At 68.6% G+C, this 14,885-nt stretch carries 14 protein-coding genes; 6 read left to right on the forward strand and 8 right to left on the reverse strand.

Translation table 11 applies throughout. The features are described from left to right. Nucleotides 1–30: 30 nt before the first annotated feature. Nucleotides 31–3,033 (forward strand): TonB-dependent receptor, encoded by a 3,003-nt coding sequence (locus tag EOE66_RS15720; RefSeq protein ID WP_164885124.1) that lies wholly within the window; start codon nucleotides 31–33, stop codon nucleotides 3,031–3,033. A gap of 137 nt (nucleotides 3,034–3,170) precedes the next feature. On the opposite strand, the gene EOE66_RS15725 is transcribed toward EOE66_RS15720, so the two are convergent. From EOE66_RS15725 to EOE66_RS15755, 7 genes are all read right to left on the reverse strand, one after another. After that, on the reverse strand, nucleotides 3,171–3,929 hold the full coding sequence (locus EOE66_RS15725) for a 3-hydroxyacyl-CoA dehydrogenase (protein ID WP_128229645.1): 759 nt from the start codon (nucleotides 3,927–3,929) through the stop codon (nucleotides 3,171–3,173). Nucleotides 3,930–3,996: 67 nt separating this feature from the next. After that, nucleotides 3,997–4,653 (reverse strand): adenylate kinase, encoded by a 657-nt coding sequence (gene adk / locus EOE66_RS15730; RefSeq protein WP_128229646.1) that lies wholly within the window; start codon nucleotides 4,651–4,653, stop codon nucleotides 3,997–3,999. A 134-nt stretch (nucleotides 4,654–4,787) separates the two neighbouring features. Then, nucleotides 4,788–5,564, reverse strand: coding sequence for a 3-deoxy-manno-octulosonate cytidylyltransferase (gene kdsB / locus EOE66_RS15735; RefSeq protein WP_128229647.1), 777 nt, complete (start codon nucleotides 5,562–5,564; stop codon nucleotides 4,788–4,790). Beyond that, complete coding sequence (locus EOE66_RS15740) at nucleotides 5,561–5,752, reverse strand: Trm112 family protein (protein WP_205702720.1); 192 nt, start codon at nucleotides 5,750–5,752, stop codon at nucleotides 5,561–5,563. The genes kdsB and EOE66_RS15740 overlap by 4 nt, the downstream gene beginning before the upstream one ends. Nucleotides 5,753–5,754: 2 nt before the next feature. Next, on the reverse strand, nucleotides 5,755–6,813 hold the full coding sequence (lpxK, locus tag EOE66_RS15745) for a tetraacyldisaccharide 4'-kinase (RefSeq protein ID WP_128229649.1): 1,059 nt from the start codon (nucleotides 6,811–6,813) through the stop codon (nucleotides 5,755–5,757). After that, nucleotides 6,810–7,235, reverse strand: coding sequence for an ExbD/TolR family protein (locus EOE66_RS15750; RefSeq protein WP_128229650.1), 426 nt, complete (start codon nucleotides 7,233–7,235; stop codon nucleotides 6,810–6,812). Before EOE66_RS15750 ends, lpxK begins: the two co-directional genes overlap by 4 nt. A gap of 13 nt (nucleotides 7,236–7,248) precedes the next feature. After that, complete coding sequence (locus tag EOE66_RS15755; protein WP_128229651.1) at nucleotides 7,249–7,890, reverse strand: MotA/TolQ/ExbB proton channel family protein; 642 nt, start codon at nucleotides 7,888–7,890, stop codon at nucleotides 7,249–7,251. Nucleotides 7,891–8,323: 433 nt separating this feature from the next. Here EOE66_RS15755 and xseA point away from each other — a divergent pair, with 433 nt between their 5' ends. Next, the gene (gene xseA, locus EOE66_RS15760; protein WP_245479058.1) at nucleotides 8,324–9,619 is read left to right on the forward strand and encodes an exodeoxyribonuclease VII large subunit; all 1,296 of its coding nucleotides are present in this window, start codon (nucleotides 8,324–8,326) and stop codon (nucleotides 9,617–9,619) included. 71 nt (nucleotides 9,620–9,690) lie between these two features. Beyond that, a complete protein-coding gene (locus tag EOE66_RS15765; RefSeq protein WP_128229652.1) occupies nucleotides 9,691–10,272 on the forward strand; it encodes a superoxide dismutase in 582 nt (193 codons plus the stop codon). 72 nt (nucleotides 10,273–10,344) lie between these two features. On the opposite strand, the gene EOE66_RS15770 is transcribed toward EOE66_RS15765, so the two are convergent. Beyond that, nucleotides 10,345–10,806 carry a DUF192 domain-containing protein gene (locus EOE66_RS15770; RefSeq protein ID WP_128229653.1) on the reverse strand — a complete coding sequence of 154 codons (462 nt, stop codon included), beginning with the start codon at nucleotides 10,804–10,806 and terminating at the stop codon, nucleotides 10,345–10,347. Between the two features lie 53 nt (nucleotides 10,807–10,859). On the opposite strand from EOE66_RS15770, the gene EOE66_RS15775 reads away from it, so the two are divergent. From EOE66_RS15775 to ccoN, 3 genes are read left to right on the forward strand one after another with little or no spacing between them, the layout of a single operon-like run. Beyond that, nucleotides 10,860–13,181 carry a heavy metal translocating P-type ATPase gene (locus EOE66_RS15775; RefSeq protein ID WP_128229654.1) on the forward strand — a complete coding sequence of 774 codons (2,322 nt, stop codon included), beginning with the start codon at nucleotides 10,860–10,862 and terminating at the stop codon, nucleotides 13,179–13,181. A 24-nt stretch (nucleotides 13,182–13,205) separates the two neighbouring features. Further along, nucleotides 13,206–13,397: a cbb3-type cytochrome oxidase assembly protein CcoS gene (gene ccoS, locus EOE66_RS15780; RefSeq protein ID WP_128229655.1), complete on the forward strand. Its 192-nt coding sequence runs from the start codon at nucleotides 13,206–13,208 to the stop codon at nucleotides 13,395–13,397. Nucleotides 13,398–13,432: 35 nt separating this feature from the next. Further along, nucleotides 13,433–14,884, forward strand: coding sequence for a cytochrome-c oxidase, cbb3-type subunit I (gene ccoN / locus EOE66_RS15785; RefSeq protein WP_128229656.1), 1,452 nt, complete (start codon nucleotides 13,433–13,435; stop codon nucleotides 14,882–14,884). The last annotated feature ends 1 nt before the right edge of the window (nucleotide 14,885 follow it).

The raw sequence follows: 14,885 nt of genomic DNA on the forward strand, positions 1-14,885 counted from the left end.
CCGTCTGTTTTGAACTCAGGAGGAGTTTCAATGTTCATCAGCAAGTCTGGCCGCCGTACCTGGCGCCGTTCGGTCGTGGCAGCGGCGGCAGGCATGTGCCTGGCGTCGATCGTCATGGCACAGCAGAGCGCCGGCTCGATCAACGGCCGTGCCGCCAAGGGCGACACCGTCTCCGTCGAGAACCGGGCCATCAACGTCAACCGCACGATCCGCATCGATTCGGACGGCGCCTGGCAGATCCCGCAACTGCCGCCCGGCACCTACCAAGTGACGCTGACGCGCGCTGGCGGCAAAAAGGAAACGATCGAGGTCGTCGTGACCGCCGGCCAAGGCGCGAACGCCGCTTTCGCCCAGGCCGTTACCACCATCACGGTGACGGGTTCGGCCATCCGCACGATCGACGTCGGCTCCGTGGCCACGGCCTACAGCCTGAACGCCGCCGAAATCCAGCGCATCCCGGTCGCGCAGAACATCACCGCGGTGACCTTGCTGTCGCCTGGCGCCGTTCAAGGCGACGGCCGCTTCGGCAACCTGCCGTCGATCTCGGGCGCGTCGGTGGCTGAGAACGCTTACTACGTCAACGGTTTCAACGTCACCAACATCCTGAAGGGCATTGCGTTCAACGCAGTGCCTTTCGAAGGCATTGGTTCAATCCAGGTCAAGAACAGCGGCTACGGCGCCGAGTACGGCCGTTCGCTGGGCGGTGTGATCAGCGTCACCACCAAGCGCGGCACCAACGAGTGGACGGGTGGCGGCAAGGTCAGCCTCGTGCCTGAGTCGCTGCGCGGTTCGTCTGTCTACGCCCGTCAGACCTCCCCGGGTAAATACGAGTTGGTCGATCGACCCGGTGGCACCGACACCAAGGAAGTCAACGTTTACGCTGGCGGCCCGATCATCAAGGACAAGCTCTTCGTCTTCGGTCTGATCCAGGCCAAGCGCACCGAGACCAAGACCTACGGCGCAGGTACGCAGTCCGCTGAAACCTCGAGTACGCCACAGTACGTGCTGAAGCTCGATTGGCAGATCACGGACAACCACCGTGTCGAACTGACCACCTTCAGCGACAAGCAAAAGCGCACCGAAAACAGCTGGAACTCTCCGACCGAGTACCAGACGGCCAAGGGTGCGTTCATCGGCAAGGACGAGTACACGACCGGTGGCACCAACACCATCGCGCAGTGGACCGGTTTCATCACCGATTCACTGACGCTCTCGGCCATGTACGGTGCGGGCGAGTATTCGCGCGAAACCAAGATCTCCACCGCGGCCTGTCCGGCTGTGTACGACGGCCGTCCGCCCCGCACGCAACTCGAATACTTGGGCTGCTGGTCGGAGGCGGCCGGTCTGGCCGTGGATGACCCGAACGCGAACGACAAGCGCACCGCTTTCCGCTTCGACGCCGACCTCGTGCTGGGCTCGCACACCCTGCGCGCCGGTCTGGACAACGAAGTGATCACGACGGTGGACGGCTCGGTCTACACCGGTGGTTTCTACGACCGCCTGTTCACGCTGGCCCCTGGTGGCAGCATCGGCGGCGCGGGCTTCACCAACACGACGGGCGCCCCGATCGACTATGTCCGTCGTCGTGTGTTCCAGAACGGCGGCACCTTCAAGACCAAGAACTCGGCCTGGTACATCCAGGACGACTGGCAGGTCACCCCGAACCTGGTCGTGAACCTCGGTCTGCGCAACGAGTCGTTCCGCAACGAGAACGACAAGGGCCAGGCCTTCATCGAGGTGAAGAACACCTGGGCGCCGCGTGCCGGCGTGTCGTGGGACGTCAAGGGCGACGGGAAGATGAAGCTGTACGGCAATGCCGGCCGCTACTACATCCCGGTGTACGCCAACACCAACGTCCGTCTGTCGGGTGCCGAGACCTTCTACACCGACTTCTTCCGCTTTGCGGGTGGTTTCAGCAACGACGGCAAGTCGGTGCCGAACATCGGTGCACAGCTCGGCAACCGGGTCGTGACCAGCGACGGCCGGCCCAAGGATCCGCGCACGGTGGTGGACCCCAACATCAAGCCGCTGTTCCAGGACGAGTTCATCGTCGGTTTCCAGCAGGCCCTGGCTGATCGCTGGTCGTATGGCGTGAAGTACACGAACCGGCAGCTGAAGAGTGCCATCGACGACATCTGCGAAGGCACGCTGGCCCGTGAATGGGCGCTGGCCAAAGGCTACACGGCTGCCCAGGCAGGCCGCATTGGCAGCACTGTGGGTGGTTGCTTCCTGTACAACGTCGGTGGAGACCTGACCGCCAACGTCGACGTGAACGGCAATGGCACGCTCACCCCGGTCACCATCCCGGCCTCGGCGCTGTTCCTGCCCAAGCCCAAGCGCACCTACAACGCCCTCGAGTTCACGCTCGAGCGCCAGTGGGACAAGAAGTGGAGCGCCCAGTTCTCGTACGTGCTGGCCTACAGCAAGGGCAACACCGAAGGCTACGTGAAGTCGGACAACGGTCAGGACGACGCCGGCATCACGCAGGACTTCGACCACCCGGGTCTGATGGAAGGCTCCGAAGGTTACCTGCCGAACGACCGCCGTCACACGCTGAAGTTCAACGGCGCTTACGCCATGTCGGACCAGTTCCGCGTGGGCGCGACGCTGGTGGTTACCAGCGGCCGCCCGAAGAACTGCTTCGGCAACTACCCCGAGGTTGTGCGTGATGCGAACGGTAACCCTGTTGTGCCGGCGCCTTATCCGCCTGGCCCCCTCGAGCGCGATGACTCTGATGCGTACGGTGCAGCATCGTTCTATTGCGGTGCGAAGCTGAATCCGCGCGGTTCGCTGGGTCGGCTCCCTTGGACCTATGACTTGGGCCTGCAGTTCACGTACACGCCGGCACAGGTCAAGGGCCTGACGCTGTCGGTGGACGTGCTGAACGTTTTGAACAAACGTGGTGTTCGCTCGATTGACGAGGTTGGCGAAACTGACGCCGTCAACAGCGTCAGCCCAACCTATCAGCGTCCGATCCTGAGTGGCCTGCAGCCCGCCCGTGCGGTGCGCCTGACCGCTGCGTACGAGTTCTGATCTCCGAACTCACCACGCCATGAAAGAGCCGCTCTTCGGAGCGGCTCTTTTTTTGCGCCTGACGCGATCAAGGCAATCGGGTGGCCCATGAAAAAGGGCGCCCATGGCGCCCTGTCGATCCAGTATTGACGCGCAGATCAGCGCGGCGCCAACCGTATCGCGCCATCCAGGCGAATGACTTCACCGTTGAGCATGTCGTTCTCGAAGATGTGCTTCACCAGCTTGGCGTAGTCCTCGGGCGTGCCCAGGCGGCTGGGGAAGGGCACGCCGGCGGCCAGTGCGTCCTGCACTTCCTGCGGCATGCCGAACAGCATCGGCGTGCCGAAGATGCCAGGGGCAATGGTCATGTTGCGGATGCCGTTGCGGGCCAGGTCGCGCGCGATGGGCAAGGTCATGCCCACCACGCCGCCCTTGCTGGCGCTGTAGGCGGCCTGGCCGATCTGGCCGTCGTAGGCGGCCACGCTGGCGGTGCTGATCAGCACGCCGCGTTCGCCGGTGCTCTCGGGCGCGTTCTTCGCCATGGCCTCGGCGGCCAGGCGGATCATGTTGAAGCTGCCCACCAGGTTCACCGTCACGGTCTTGGTGAAGGTGGCCAGCGGGTGCGCGCCCTCTTTGCCGACGGTCTTCACGGCCGGGGCAATGCCGGCGCAGTTGACCAGACCCATCAGCTTGCCCAGGGCGGTGGCCGCGGCCACGGCGGCCTGGCCATCGGCCTCCTGGCTGACGTCGCACTTGACGAACACGCCGCCGATGTCTTGCGCCACGGCCTGGCCGCGTTCCACCTGCAGGTCGGCCACGACCACCTTGCCGCCGGCCGCCGCCAGCATGCGTGCCGTGCCTTCGCCGAGGCCCGAGGCGCCGCCGGTGACGATGAATACCTTGCCTTCGATCTGCATGTCGGTCTCTTCAATGAATGCTGCCGGGCGCGCGGTGCGCGCCCCTTCTGCAGCTGGCCGGCCTTGCTCAGGCCTGCAGCGCGGCCATCACGCGGCCGGTGATCTCTTCCACGCTGCCGGTGCCGGCGATGCGCGCGTAGCGCGGCGCGCCCGGGCTGCCGCTGGCGGCCCATTGGCCGTAGTAGTCAACCAGCGGCCGTGTCTGGTTCTGGTAGACCTGCAGGCGCTTGCGCACGGTCTCTTCCTTGTCGTCGTCGCGCTGGATCAGCGGCTCGCCGGTCACGTCGTCCACGCCTTCGGTCTTGGGCGGGTTGAACTTGACGTGGTAGCTGCGGCCCGAGGCGGTGTGCACGCGGCGGCCGCTCATGCGTTCGATGATGGCTTCTTCGGGCACGTCGATCTCGACCACGAAGTCGAGCACGACACCTGCGTCCTTCATCGCATCGGCCTGCGGGATGGTGCGGGGGAAACCGTCGAACAGAAAACCGCCCGCGCAGTCGGGCTGCGTGATGCGCTCTTTCACCAGGCCGATGATGATGTCGTCGCTGACGAGGCCGCCGCTGTCCATCACCTTCTTGGCCGCCACGCCCAGGGGCGTGCCGGCCTTCACTGCGGCGCGCAGCATGTCACCGGTGCTGATCTGCGGAATGCCGAAATGCTTGCAGATGAAGGTGGCTTGCGTGCCCTTGCCGGCGCCGGGTGCGCCCAGGAGGATGAGTCTCATCGATGGCCTTCGGAGGTTTTGAATTCTTGCGGGCGCAGGGCGGTGCAGTTACCACCGTCTGCGATGTCTCTGCAAACGAGAATATCACGCAGATACCGGCGCAAAACTGACGGTGTGGGCTCGCCGCCCCGGGCTCAAGCCGCCGCTTCGCCAGTGCTGAACAGCGCCCGTACGCGCGCCAGGTCTTCCGGGGTGTCGACACCCGGCCCGGGCCCCTGCGCCGCCACGTGCACGGCAATGCGTTCGCCATGCCACAGCACGCGCAGCTGTTCAAGCGCCTCGGTGTGTTCCAGCGGCGCGGCCTGCAGTAGCGGAAAGCGCCGCAGGAAGCCGGCGCGGTAGCCGTACAGCCCGAGGTGGCGCAGCGGCGCGGGCTGCGGCAGCGCGGGTTTGCCGTCTTGCAGGCCGTCACGCCACCATGGGATGGGCGCGCGGCTGAAGTAGAGGGCGCGGCCGGCGGCGTCCAGCACCACCTTCACGACGTTCGGGTTGAGGTAGTCGGCGCGCTCGTGCAGCGGGTGCGCGGCCGTGCTCATCACGCAGTCGGGGCGCTCGGCCAGCAGCTCGGCGCAGCGCCGTACGAGCGCCGGGTCGATGAGGGGCTCGTCGCCCTGCACGTTGACGACACAGTCGTCGCCGTCCAGGCCCAGCAGGCTGCAGGCCTCGGCCAGGCGGTCGCTGCCGCTGGGGTGGTCGGCACGTGTCAGCACGGCCTGCACGCCGTGTGCGGCACAGGCTTCGAGGATGGCGGGGCTGTCGGCGGCCACCACCACGCGCACGGCGCCGCTGGCCGCAGCGCGTTGCGCCACGCGCACCACCATCGGCAGGCCGGCAATGTCGGCCAGGGGTTTGTTGGGCAGCCGTGTGGAAGCCAGCCGTGCCGGCACCAGCACGGTGAAGGCCGGGCTCATGCCGCGGCCGGGCCGTCGAGGGGGCGTGCTTCGCTTTCCAGCATCACCGGGATGCCATCACGCAGCGGAAAGGCCAGCCGGTCGGCGGGGCAGACCAGCGCCGTCGGGCGCTGCTCCGCGTCACGCTGCATGTCCAGGGGGCCCTTGCACACCGGGCATACCAGCAGGTCGATCAGGCGGTGGTCCAGGCTCATGGGGCGGTGGGCTTCGGGCGTTGGGGAGGGAAGAGCAGGGCCGACAAGTCCGCGACCAGACTCTCGGGCACCTGGAAGTCTAGCGGCAGCACCCACACGCGCGTGGCACCCAGCGGCCGGGCCAGCAGCTTCACGGCGTCCTTCTCGGTGACCAGCACGTCTGCCGTGTCGGCGGGCCAGGGCAGGGTGGCGTAGGGGTGGTGGTCGGGCAGGGGCAGCGGCGTGAACTGCAGCCCGGCAGCGCCAAGCATGCCAAAGAACTTGCCGGGTGCGGCCAGACCGGCGGCAGCCAGCAGGGGCCGGCCCCGCAAGGCGGACAAGGGCAGGGCGGCTTCGCGCTTGCCAGTGCGCCACGCCTCCAGGGGCCAGGCCAACTGCAGTTGCCGTTGGGCCAGCGCACCTGGCAAGCGGGTGCTGGCGCGGCCGGCGGTGTAAAGCACGCGACGGTTCCCGGGCGTGGCCTCTGGCACGGGCTCGCGCAGCGGCCCTGCGGGCAGCAGCAGGCCGTTGCCGATGCCGCGTTCATCGAAGACCACCAGTTCGGCTTGCCGGGCCAGCGCCAGGTGCTGCAGGCCATCGTCGGAGACCAGCACGTCCACTTCGGGGTGCGCAGCACACAAGGCCATAGCGGCCACGTCCCGCTGGCGGCCCACCCACACCGGCACGCCGCATTGGCGCTGGATGAGCAGCGGCTCGTCGCCCACCTCGGAGACCTCGGCGCCAGCGTTCACAGCCATCGGGGCTGCACCGCTGCGGCCGTGGCCGCGCGAGATGACACCGGGCCGGTGGCCGCGCGCCTGCAGGGCCTGCACCAGCGCCATCACAGTGGGTGTCTTGCCCGCGCCACCCACCACGTGGTTGCCGACCACCAGCACCGGCACCGGGAGCACGCGCGCCGCGGGCGTGCGCAGCTTCACCAGGGCTGCGAGCAGGCGGTAGGGCAGCGTGGCCGGCCAGAGCAGGCAGGCCAGCGCGTCCGGGCGCGGGCGCCACCAGCTGCGTTGCAGCCGGGCCTCGATGCTTGCCGCCAGGCCCCGCGGCCGGGGAGCCGTCATCGGGGCGCGGCGCCGCCCGATTGCGCCGCGAAGGTCAGCCGCGCCAGGCCCGCACGCCTCGCGGCATCGAGCACGTTGACCACGGCCTGGTGCGCCGCCGTGGCGTCGGCCGAGATGATCACCACGGTATCGCTGCGTCCGCCGGAGGCGGCCACCAGTTCGGCGGTCAGCAGCTCGATGCTGCGGCCGTCCACAGGCTTCTTGTTGACGGCGTAGCGGCCGTCGGCGGCCACGGCCACCAGCACTTCGGCCGGACGCTCGCGCAGCTTCTCGGCGTCGGCCGCGGGCAGGTTGATCTGCAGCTCGGTGAAGCGCGAATAGGTCGTGCTGAGCATCAGGAAGATCAGCACCACCAGCAGCACGTCGATGAACGGGATGAGGTTGATCTCGGGCTCTTCGAGCTTGCGGCGCTTGAAGTTCATCGCGTGCGCGTGCTCAGGCTGGTGCGCGCACGGCAAAGCGCATCAGGTGCGGCACCATGCGTTCGGCGGCGAGTTCCATGCCGAGCTGGAATTCGTCGACGCGGCCGCGGAAGTAGCGGTAGAACATCAGGGCCGGGATGGCCACCATCAGCCCGAAGGCGGTGTTGTAGAGCGCGATGGAGATGCCGTGCGCCAGCTGCTGCGGGTTGCCCCCCGTGCCACCGGTGGTGGGCGCCTGCGAGCCGAAGATCTCGATCATGCCGACCACCGTGCCGAACAGGCCGAGCAGCGGCGCTGCCGCGGCGATGGTGCCCAGGGTGTTGAGGTAGCGCTCCAGCTGGTGCACCGCGGCACGGCCGGCGTTCTCGAAGGCCTGGCGCAGGGCGGCCTCGCTGATGCGCGGCTCGGCAATCACGCTGCGCAGCCCGGCAGCCAGCACCGAGCCCAGCACCGAGTTGTCGGCGAGCTTGTTGACGACGTCGGCCGCGGGCAGGTTGGCCCGCGTGACGCCCACGACCTCATCCAGCAAGGTAGCGGGTGCCACCAAAGAGGGCCGAAGGTGGTAGAGCCGCTCGATGATGAGCGCCAGGGCGACGATGGAGCAGAGGATGAGGGGCCAGATGGGCCAACCGGCCGCTTGTATGATCGACAGCAAGGGGGTCCTGGGGGGCTAGATCGGCTCGGCCGGGGGCTGGCGACAGACCAGCAGCGCGCGGGCGATTATCGCTGATGCACCCTGCAGGCCAAGGCACGTTGCGCCTGCTTTCCCTTCCACAACAGGCCCGATCGGGATCTCCACCGAAGTTGTGGATATCTCTGTGGGCAAATGCCGGCACAACCGACGGACATGGCGATGCGCCGGGCTCGATCGGGCGCTGCCTTTTTTTTGTGCAAGAAATTCTTCATGCGAATCAAGCACTTGCACGATTGTGACTGTGCCATGACGGTGATGTCGGCCCGTTTGGCGTGCATTGGCGCGGCTGTGGGCATCCTGACCCGCGTCAGCCGGGGCTGCGCAGGTGTTTGAGCGGCCTGCAGCCGGCGGTGCGGGCGCTGGCAGCCAGCCTGGCGCACGCCTGCCCTGGGGCGTGGCCTCGCTGCTGCTCGCCACCAGCGATGCCTTGGCGGCCCGCTTCGGCGCCGTGACCGTGCGGGGTGAGCTTTCGGGTTTTTCGCGCGCCGGCAGCGGCCACTGCTACTTCGCGCTGAAAGACACCGACGGCGCCCCGGCGCTGCTGCGCTGCGCGATGTTCCGCCGCGCAGCAGTGCTGGTCGACTTTGCGCCGGCAGACGGTCAACAGGTCGAGGTGCGCGGGCGGCTCGGGATCTACGAAGCGCGTGGCGAGTTGCAGATGGTGGTCGAGTCGTTGCAGCGCCTTGGCACGGGCACGCTCTACGAGGAGTTCCTGCGCAGGCGCGCCCGCCTGCAGGCGCTGGGGCTTTTCGAGGCAGCGCGCAAGCGGCCACTGCCGGCGTTTCCACAGGCTTTGGGCATTGTCACCTCGCTGGGGGCTGCTGCGCTGCACGACGTGCTGACAACGCTGCAGCGCCGCGCGCCGCACGTGCGCCTGGTGGTCTACCCCAGCCTCGTGCAGGGGGCCGAGGCGCCGGCGGCGCTGGTGGCCGCGCTGCAGCGGGCTGGCGAACGCCGCGAGGTGGATGCCGTGCTGCTCGTGCGCGGCGGGGGCTCGCTGGAAGACCTGTGGGCCTTCAACGATGAACGCGTGGTGCAGGCCATTGCCGCCTGTGCATTGCCGGTGGTGTGCGGTGTGGGCCATGAGACCGACGTGACCCTTGCCGACCTCGTGGCCGACCTGCGCGCCCCCACACCCACAGCCGCTGCCGAGATGGCCGCACCCGCCCGCGAGGAGGCGCTGAATGCCCTGCAAGGTCAACAGCTGAATCTGCTGCGGGTGCTGGAGCGCGGCCTGCAGCAGCGCGCGCAGCGCCTGGACACCCTGGCCCTGCGCCTGGGTCAGCCCGCCCGCCGCCTGCAGGGGCAGGCGCAACGCCTGGACGCGCTGGCCGGCCGCCTGCAGCGTGCGGTGGCTTTGCGCCAGCAGCGCCTGGGCGACGCGCCCGCGCGGCTGCAGGAGCGGCTGCAGCGCGCCGTGCAGCAGCGCCTGGCCGGTGAACGGCAGCGCGTGCTCAGCGCCGAGCAGGCCCTACAGGCGCACGACCCGCACCGCGTGCTGCAGCGCGGTTATGCCTGGGTCGAGTCGGCCGACGGCCGGCCGGTGGTGAGCGTGCACGCCTTGCAGGCCGGGCAGCCGGTGCGGGCCGTGTGGGCCGACGGCCAGGCCCTGGCCGAGGTGCGCCAGGTGCTGCCGCGGCCCGTGGACGAGCGCGGCATGCCGCCGGAAGCCCTGCCCCCGGCTGGCTGAGGCCCGCTGCCTACAATGCGTGCCGCTTTGGGCATCCGCCCGGCCCCCATCACCGACAGAGGATCAGCACCATGGAACACACCCTGCCCGCCCTGCCGTACGCGATCGACGCCCTGGCCCCGCACTACAGCAAGGAAACGCTGGAGTTCCACCACGGCAAGCACCACAACGCTTACGTGGTGAACCTGAACAACCTGCAGAAGGGCACCGAGTTCGAGAGCCTCTCGCTGGAAGAAATCGTCAAGAAGAGCAGCGGTGGCATCTACAACAACGCCGCGCAGATCTGGAACCACACCTTCTTCTGGAACTGCATGAAGCCCGCCGGCGGCGGTGAGCCCACCGGCGCCCTGGCCGCGGCCATCAATGCCAAGTGGGGCAGCTACGCCGCCTTCCGAGAGGCCTTCATCAAGAGCGCCGTGGGCAACTTCGGCAGCGGCTGGACCTGGCTGGTGAAGAAGGCCGACGGCAGCGTCGACATCGTCAACACCGGTGCCGCCGGCACGCCGCTGACCACCGCCGACAAGGCGCTGCTGACCGTGGACGTGTGGGAACACGCCTACTACATCGACTACCGCAACATGCGCCCGAAGTTCGTCGAGACCTTCCTCGACAAGCTGGTGAACTGGGGCTTCGCGGAAGCCAACTTCGCCTGAGTGCGGGCGCCGGCTGAATACCGGCAGCGCCATCAGAAACGGGCCCCGCGGGGCCCGTTTTGCATGGTGCGCCTACTTGCTGAACGGTGCGCCGCGGATGCGGCTGCCCGGCTTGATGCCGCGCTTGGCGAACCAGCCCTGGTTCATTTCCAGCGCAAAGCGCACGGGTTTGGCCGAGCAGTGCGACTCATCCGACAGCGGCTTCATGTCGGCGATGTTGACGATGGTGCCGTCGTCCGCAATGAAGGCGATGCTCAGCGGCACGTAGGTGTTGCGCATCCAGAAGCAGCGCACGCCGGGTGTCTCTTCGACGAAGAGCATGGCCTCGTTGGTGCCCATGCTGCGGCGGAACATCATGCCGATCTGCTGCTGCTCGGGCGTGAGGGCCAGCTCGGTCTGGATGACGTGCATGCCGGCGGTGAGCTCGATGGTCTTCAGCTTGGGCTGCGGCCCGTTCTGCGCGTGGGCGAGGCCAGACACCAGCAGCGCTCCCAAGAGGGCGGCAAGGAATTGAGTGGGCTTGATGGAGATCATGGAAGGGCGGCGTTGACGCACCTAGATTATGGGCATCCCTGGCGCCGAAGCCGATGTCCCCAGCCCCAGCCGCCACCCTCCCTGCCGCTCCATCCGACCCCACTGCCGAGGCACAGGCGCGCATCGCCGTGCTGGACGACCCGGTCGAGTTCGGCCACGGCACCCGGTGGGTGCAGGGCAGCGCAGGGGCGCAGGGCCCGCGCATCGCCGAAACCTCGCTGCAGCTCTCGGGCATGCACTGTGCCGCCTGCAGCGGCTTGATCGAAGCAGCCTTGTTCGGTGTGGACGGCGTGCTGGCCGCCAGCGTCAGCGCGGCCAGCGAACGCGCCACCGTGCGCTGGGACCCGGCGCGCACGCGGCCTTCGGCCTTGATCCAGGCCGTGCGCAGCGCGGGCTATGGCGCCGTGCCCGACGCCGCCGCGCCGGCCCGTGCCCTGCGCCGGCAGGCGCACCGCCAGGCACTGTGGCGCCTGTTCGTGGCGGCCTTCTGCGCCATGCAGGTGATGATGCTGGCCACCCCCAGCTACGTGGCCGGGCCCGGCGAACTCGAGCCCGACCTGCGGCAGCTGCTGAACTGGGGCAGCTGGCTGCTCTCGCTGCCCGTGCTGGCCTTTTCGGCCGGCCCCTTCTTCCGCGGCGCCTGGCTGGCGCTGCGGCAGCGCCGCATCGGCATGGACGTGCCGGTGGCCCTGGGCGTGGCCATCGCGTTTGTCGCCAGCAGCGGCGCCACCTTCTCGCCGGATGGCGTGTTCGGGCACGAGGTTTACTTCGATTCGCTGACGATGTTCGTCAGCTTCCTGCTCGGTGCGCGCTACCTGGAGCTGCGGGCTCGCCACCGTGCTGCCGAGGCGCTGGAGAGCCAGCTGGCCTGCCTGCCCGAGACGGCGTGGCGCGTGGGGCCGGATGGCAGCGTCGAGGCCGTGAGCCTGCAGCGCCTGCGGCCCGGCGACCTGCTGCGCGTGCCGCTGGGCCAGGCCTTCCCGGCCGACGGCGTGCTGGCGCAAGGCCACACGCAGGCCGACGAAGCGCTGCTCACCGGCGAAAGCGCCCCCGTGCCCAAGCCCGAAGGCGCGCCGGTCGTGGCCGGCAGCACCAACCTGGGTGCGCCGGTGCTCATGCGCGTGCAGCGCGTGGGTGGCGACACGCGGCTGGAGACCATCGTGGCGATGATGCGCAGCGCCTCGGCGCAGCGCCCCGCCGCGGCGCTGCTGGCCGACCGCTGGGCCGCGCCCTTCCTCTGGACGGTGCTGCTGCTGGCCGCGGCTGGTGCGGCCGCTTGGAGCGTGATCGACCCCAGCCGCGCGGTGTGGGTGGCGGTTTCGGTGCTCATCGTCACCTGCCCTTGTGCGCTGTCATTGGCGGTGCCAGCCACGCTGGTGGCCGCTGCCCGCGGCCTGGCGCGCCACGGCGTGCTGCTGCAGCGGCTGGACGCGCTGGAGCGCCTGGCCCGCGTGCAGCAGGTCTTCTTCGACAAGACCGGCACGCTGACCGAAGAAGCGCTGCAGCTCACGGCCATCACGCGCACGGCCGCGGGCCGCGTGCACTGGGCGGATGACGCTGCGGCGCTGGCCACGGCGGCGGCGCTGGCGGCGTGGTCGCGCCACCCCGCATCGCAGGCGCTGGTGGCGGCGCAGGCCGAGCGATCCACACCGGGCCACGACGGGCTGGCCTGGCAGCAGGTGGCCGAAGTGGCCGGGCAGGGCGTGCAGGCCCAGGACGCGCAGGGCCGCACATGGCGCCTGGGCCAGGCCGCCTGGGCGGCAGGCGTGCCGCTGGCGGATGACGCTGCTGCCGCCTCGCAGGTGGCGCTGGCCTGTGAAGGCGAACTGCTGGCGCTCTTCAGCCTGGACGAAGCCCTGCGCCCCGGCGCGGTGGCCGCCGTGCAGGCGCTGCAGTCCGCCGGCGTGCAGCTCACGCTTCTGACGGGCGACGCTCAGGCGCGCGCGCAGGCCCTGGCGCAACGCCTGGGCCTGCAAGACGTGCGCGCCCGCGCCACGCCCGAAGACAAGCTGGCGGCCGTGGCGCAGGCGCAGCAGCAAGGCCGCACGGTGGCCATGGTGGGCGACGGCGTCAACGACGCCCCCGTGCTGGCGCGTGCCGATGTCTCGCTGGCCATGGGGCAGGGCGCCTTGGTCGCGCGCAGCCAGGCCGATGCCGTGATCACCTCCAACGACCTGGGCGACCTCGTGCACGCCCGCCAGCGCGCGCTGCATGCGGTGCGCATCGTGCGCCAGAACATGGTCTGGGCCGCCGCCTACAACGCCACCAGCATCCCGCTGGCGCTGATGGGCTGGCTGCCGCCCTGGGCCGCGGGCCTGGGCATGGCGCTGAGCTCGCTGCTCGTCATCGGCAACGCGCTGCGCGCGGCGCGCTGAAAGCCTCGCACAGCGCTGCAAGCCATGGAAAGCCTCTACCTGCTGATCCCGCTGTCGGCGCTGCTGGTGCTCGGGATCATTGCCGTGTTCGGCTGGGCGCTGCACCGCGGCCAGTTCGAGGACATCGATGCCGAAGCTGAACGCATCCTGACCGACGAAGCGCCTGCGCTTGACAGCCGTCAAGGCCAGAAACCGACCCCGGGCGAAGAATCCTGAGCGTCGTATCAGTCACACCGAAGAGGAGAAGTTCAATGGCATCAAGCAACGTCGCTGCCCGCCCCGGCAGCAGCGTCTACAGCGACACCACCGTCCGGTTGTTCTCGCTGGCCGCTGTGTTGTGGGGTGTGGTGGGCATGCTGGTGGGCGTGGTCATCGCCGCCCAGCTGGCCTGGCCCGAACTGAACTTCGGCATCCCCTGGCTGAGCTACGGGCGCTTGCGCCCGCTGCACACCAACGCGGTGATCTTCGCCTTCGGTGGCTGCACGCTCTTCGCGTGTTCGTACCACGTGGTGCAGCGCACCTGCCAGACGCGTCTTTTCCTGCCCAAGCTGGCGCTCTTCACCTTCTGGGGCTGGCAGCTGGTGATCCTGGCCGCGGCCATCACGCTGCCGCTGGGCATGACGCAAGGCAAGGAATACGCCGAGCTTGAGTGGCCCATCGACCTGCTGATCGCGGTGGTGTGGGTCAGCTACGCCATCGTGTTCTTCGGCACCATCGGCACGCGCAAGGTGCGCCACATCTACGTGGCCAACTGGTTCTTCGGTGCTTTCATCATCGCGGTGGCGCTGCTGCACATCGTCAACAGCGCGGCCATCCCCGCGGGCCTGTTCAAGAGCTACAGCGCCTACGCCGGCGTGCAGGACGCGATGATCCAGTGGTGGTACGGCCACAACGCGGTGGGCTTCTTCCTCACCGCCGGCTTCCTGGGGATGATGTATTACTTCATCCCGAAGCAGGCCGAGCGCCCGGTGTACAGCTACCGCCTGAGCATCGTGCACTTCTGGGCGCTGATCTTCACCTACATGTGGGCCGGCCCCCACCACCTGCACTACACCGCGCTGCCCGACTGGGCGCAGAGCGTGGGCATGGTCTTCAGCCTGGTGCTGCTGGCGCCCAGCTGGGGCGGGATGATCAACGGGATCATGACGCTCAGCGGTGCCTGGCACAAGCTGCGCGAGGACCCGATCCTGAAGTTCCTCATCGTGTCGCTCAGCTTCTACGGCATGAGTACCTTCGAGGGCCCGATGATGTCCATCAAGACCGTCAACGCCCTCAGCCACTACACCGACTGGACGGTGGGCCACGTGCACAGCGGCGCCCTGGGCTGGGTGGGCCTGATCAGCATGGGCAGCCTGTACTACCTGATTCCGCGCCTCTTCGGCCAGAAGCAGATGTACAGCGTGAAGGCCATCGAGGCGCACTTCTGGATCGCCACCGTGGGCATCGTGCTCTACATCGCCGCGATGTGGATCGCCGGTGTGATGCAGGGCCTGATGTGGCGCGCCGTGAACCCTGACGGCACGCTCGTCTACAGCTTCGTCGAGAGCGTGAAGGCCACCTACCCGTACTACGTGGTGCGCCTGCTGGGCGGTGCGCTCTACCTGGGCGGCATGCTGATCATGGCCTGGAACACGGTGATGACGGTGCGCGGCGGCCGTCCGGCCGAAGTGCGCATCCCCACGGTGTCGCCGGCCCACGCCTGAA

This window comes from Rubrivivax rivuli (assembly GCF_004016505.1).
In the GTDB taxonomy this organism is placed as follows: Bacteria; Pseudomonadota; Gammaproteobacteria; order Burkholderiales; family Burkholderiaceae_C; genus Rubrivivax; species Rubrivivax rivuli.

Coding starts and splice junctions, on each gene's coding strand:
- EOE66_RS15720 (WP_164885124.1), top strand. CDS start 31: ATGTTCATCAGCAAGTCTGGCCGCCGTACCTGGCGCCGTTCGGTCGTG.
- EOE66_RS15725 (WP_128229645.1), bottom strand. CDS start 3,929: ATGCAGATCGAAGGCAAGGTATTCATCGTCACCGGCGGCGCCTCGGGC.
- adk (WP_128229646.1), bottom strand. CDS start 4,653: ATGAGACTCATCCTCCTGGGCGCACCCGGCGCCGGCAAGGGCACGCAA.
- kdsB (WP_128229647.1), bottom strand. CDS start 5,564: ATGAGCCCGGCCTTCACCGTGCTGGTGCCGGCACGGCTGGCTTCCACA.
- lpxK (WP_128229649.1), bottom strand. CDS start 6,813: ATGACGGCTCCCCGGCCGCGGGGCCTGGCGGCAAGCATCGAGGCCCGG.
- EOE66_RS15750 (WP_128229650.1), bottom strand. CDS start 7,235: ATGAACTTCAAGCGCCGCAAGCTCGAAGAGCCCGAGATCAACCTCATC.
- EOE66_RS15765 (WP_128229652.1), top strand. CDS start 9,691: ATGGAACACACCCTGCCCGCCCTGCCGTACGCGATCGACGCCCTGGCC.
- EOE66_RS15770 (WP_128229653.1), bottom strand. CDS start 10,806: ATGATCTCCATCAAGCCCACTCAATTCCTTGCCGCCCTCTTGGGAGCG.
- EOE66_RS15775 (WP_128229654.1), top strand. CDS start 10,860: ATGTCCCCAGCCCCAGCCGCCACCCTCCCTGCCGCTCCATCCGACCCC.
- ccoS (WP_128229655.1), top strand. CDS start 13,206: ATGGAAAGCCTCTACCTGCTGATCCCGCTGTCGGCGCTGCTGGTGCTC.
- ccoN (WP_128229656.1), top strand. CDS start 13,433: ATGGCATCAAGCAACGTCGCTGCCCGCCCCGGCAGCAGCGTCTACAGC.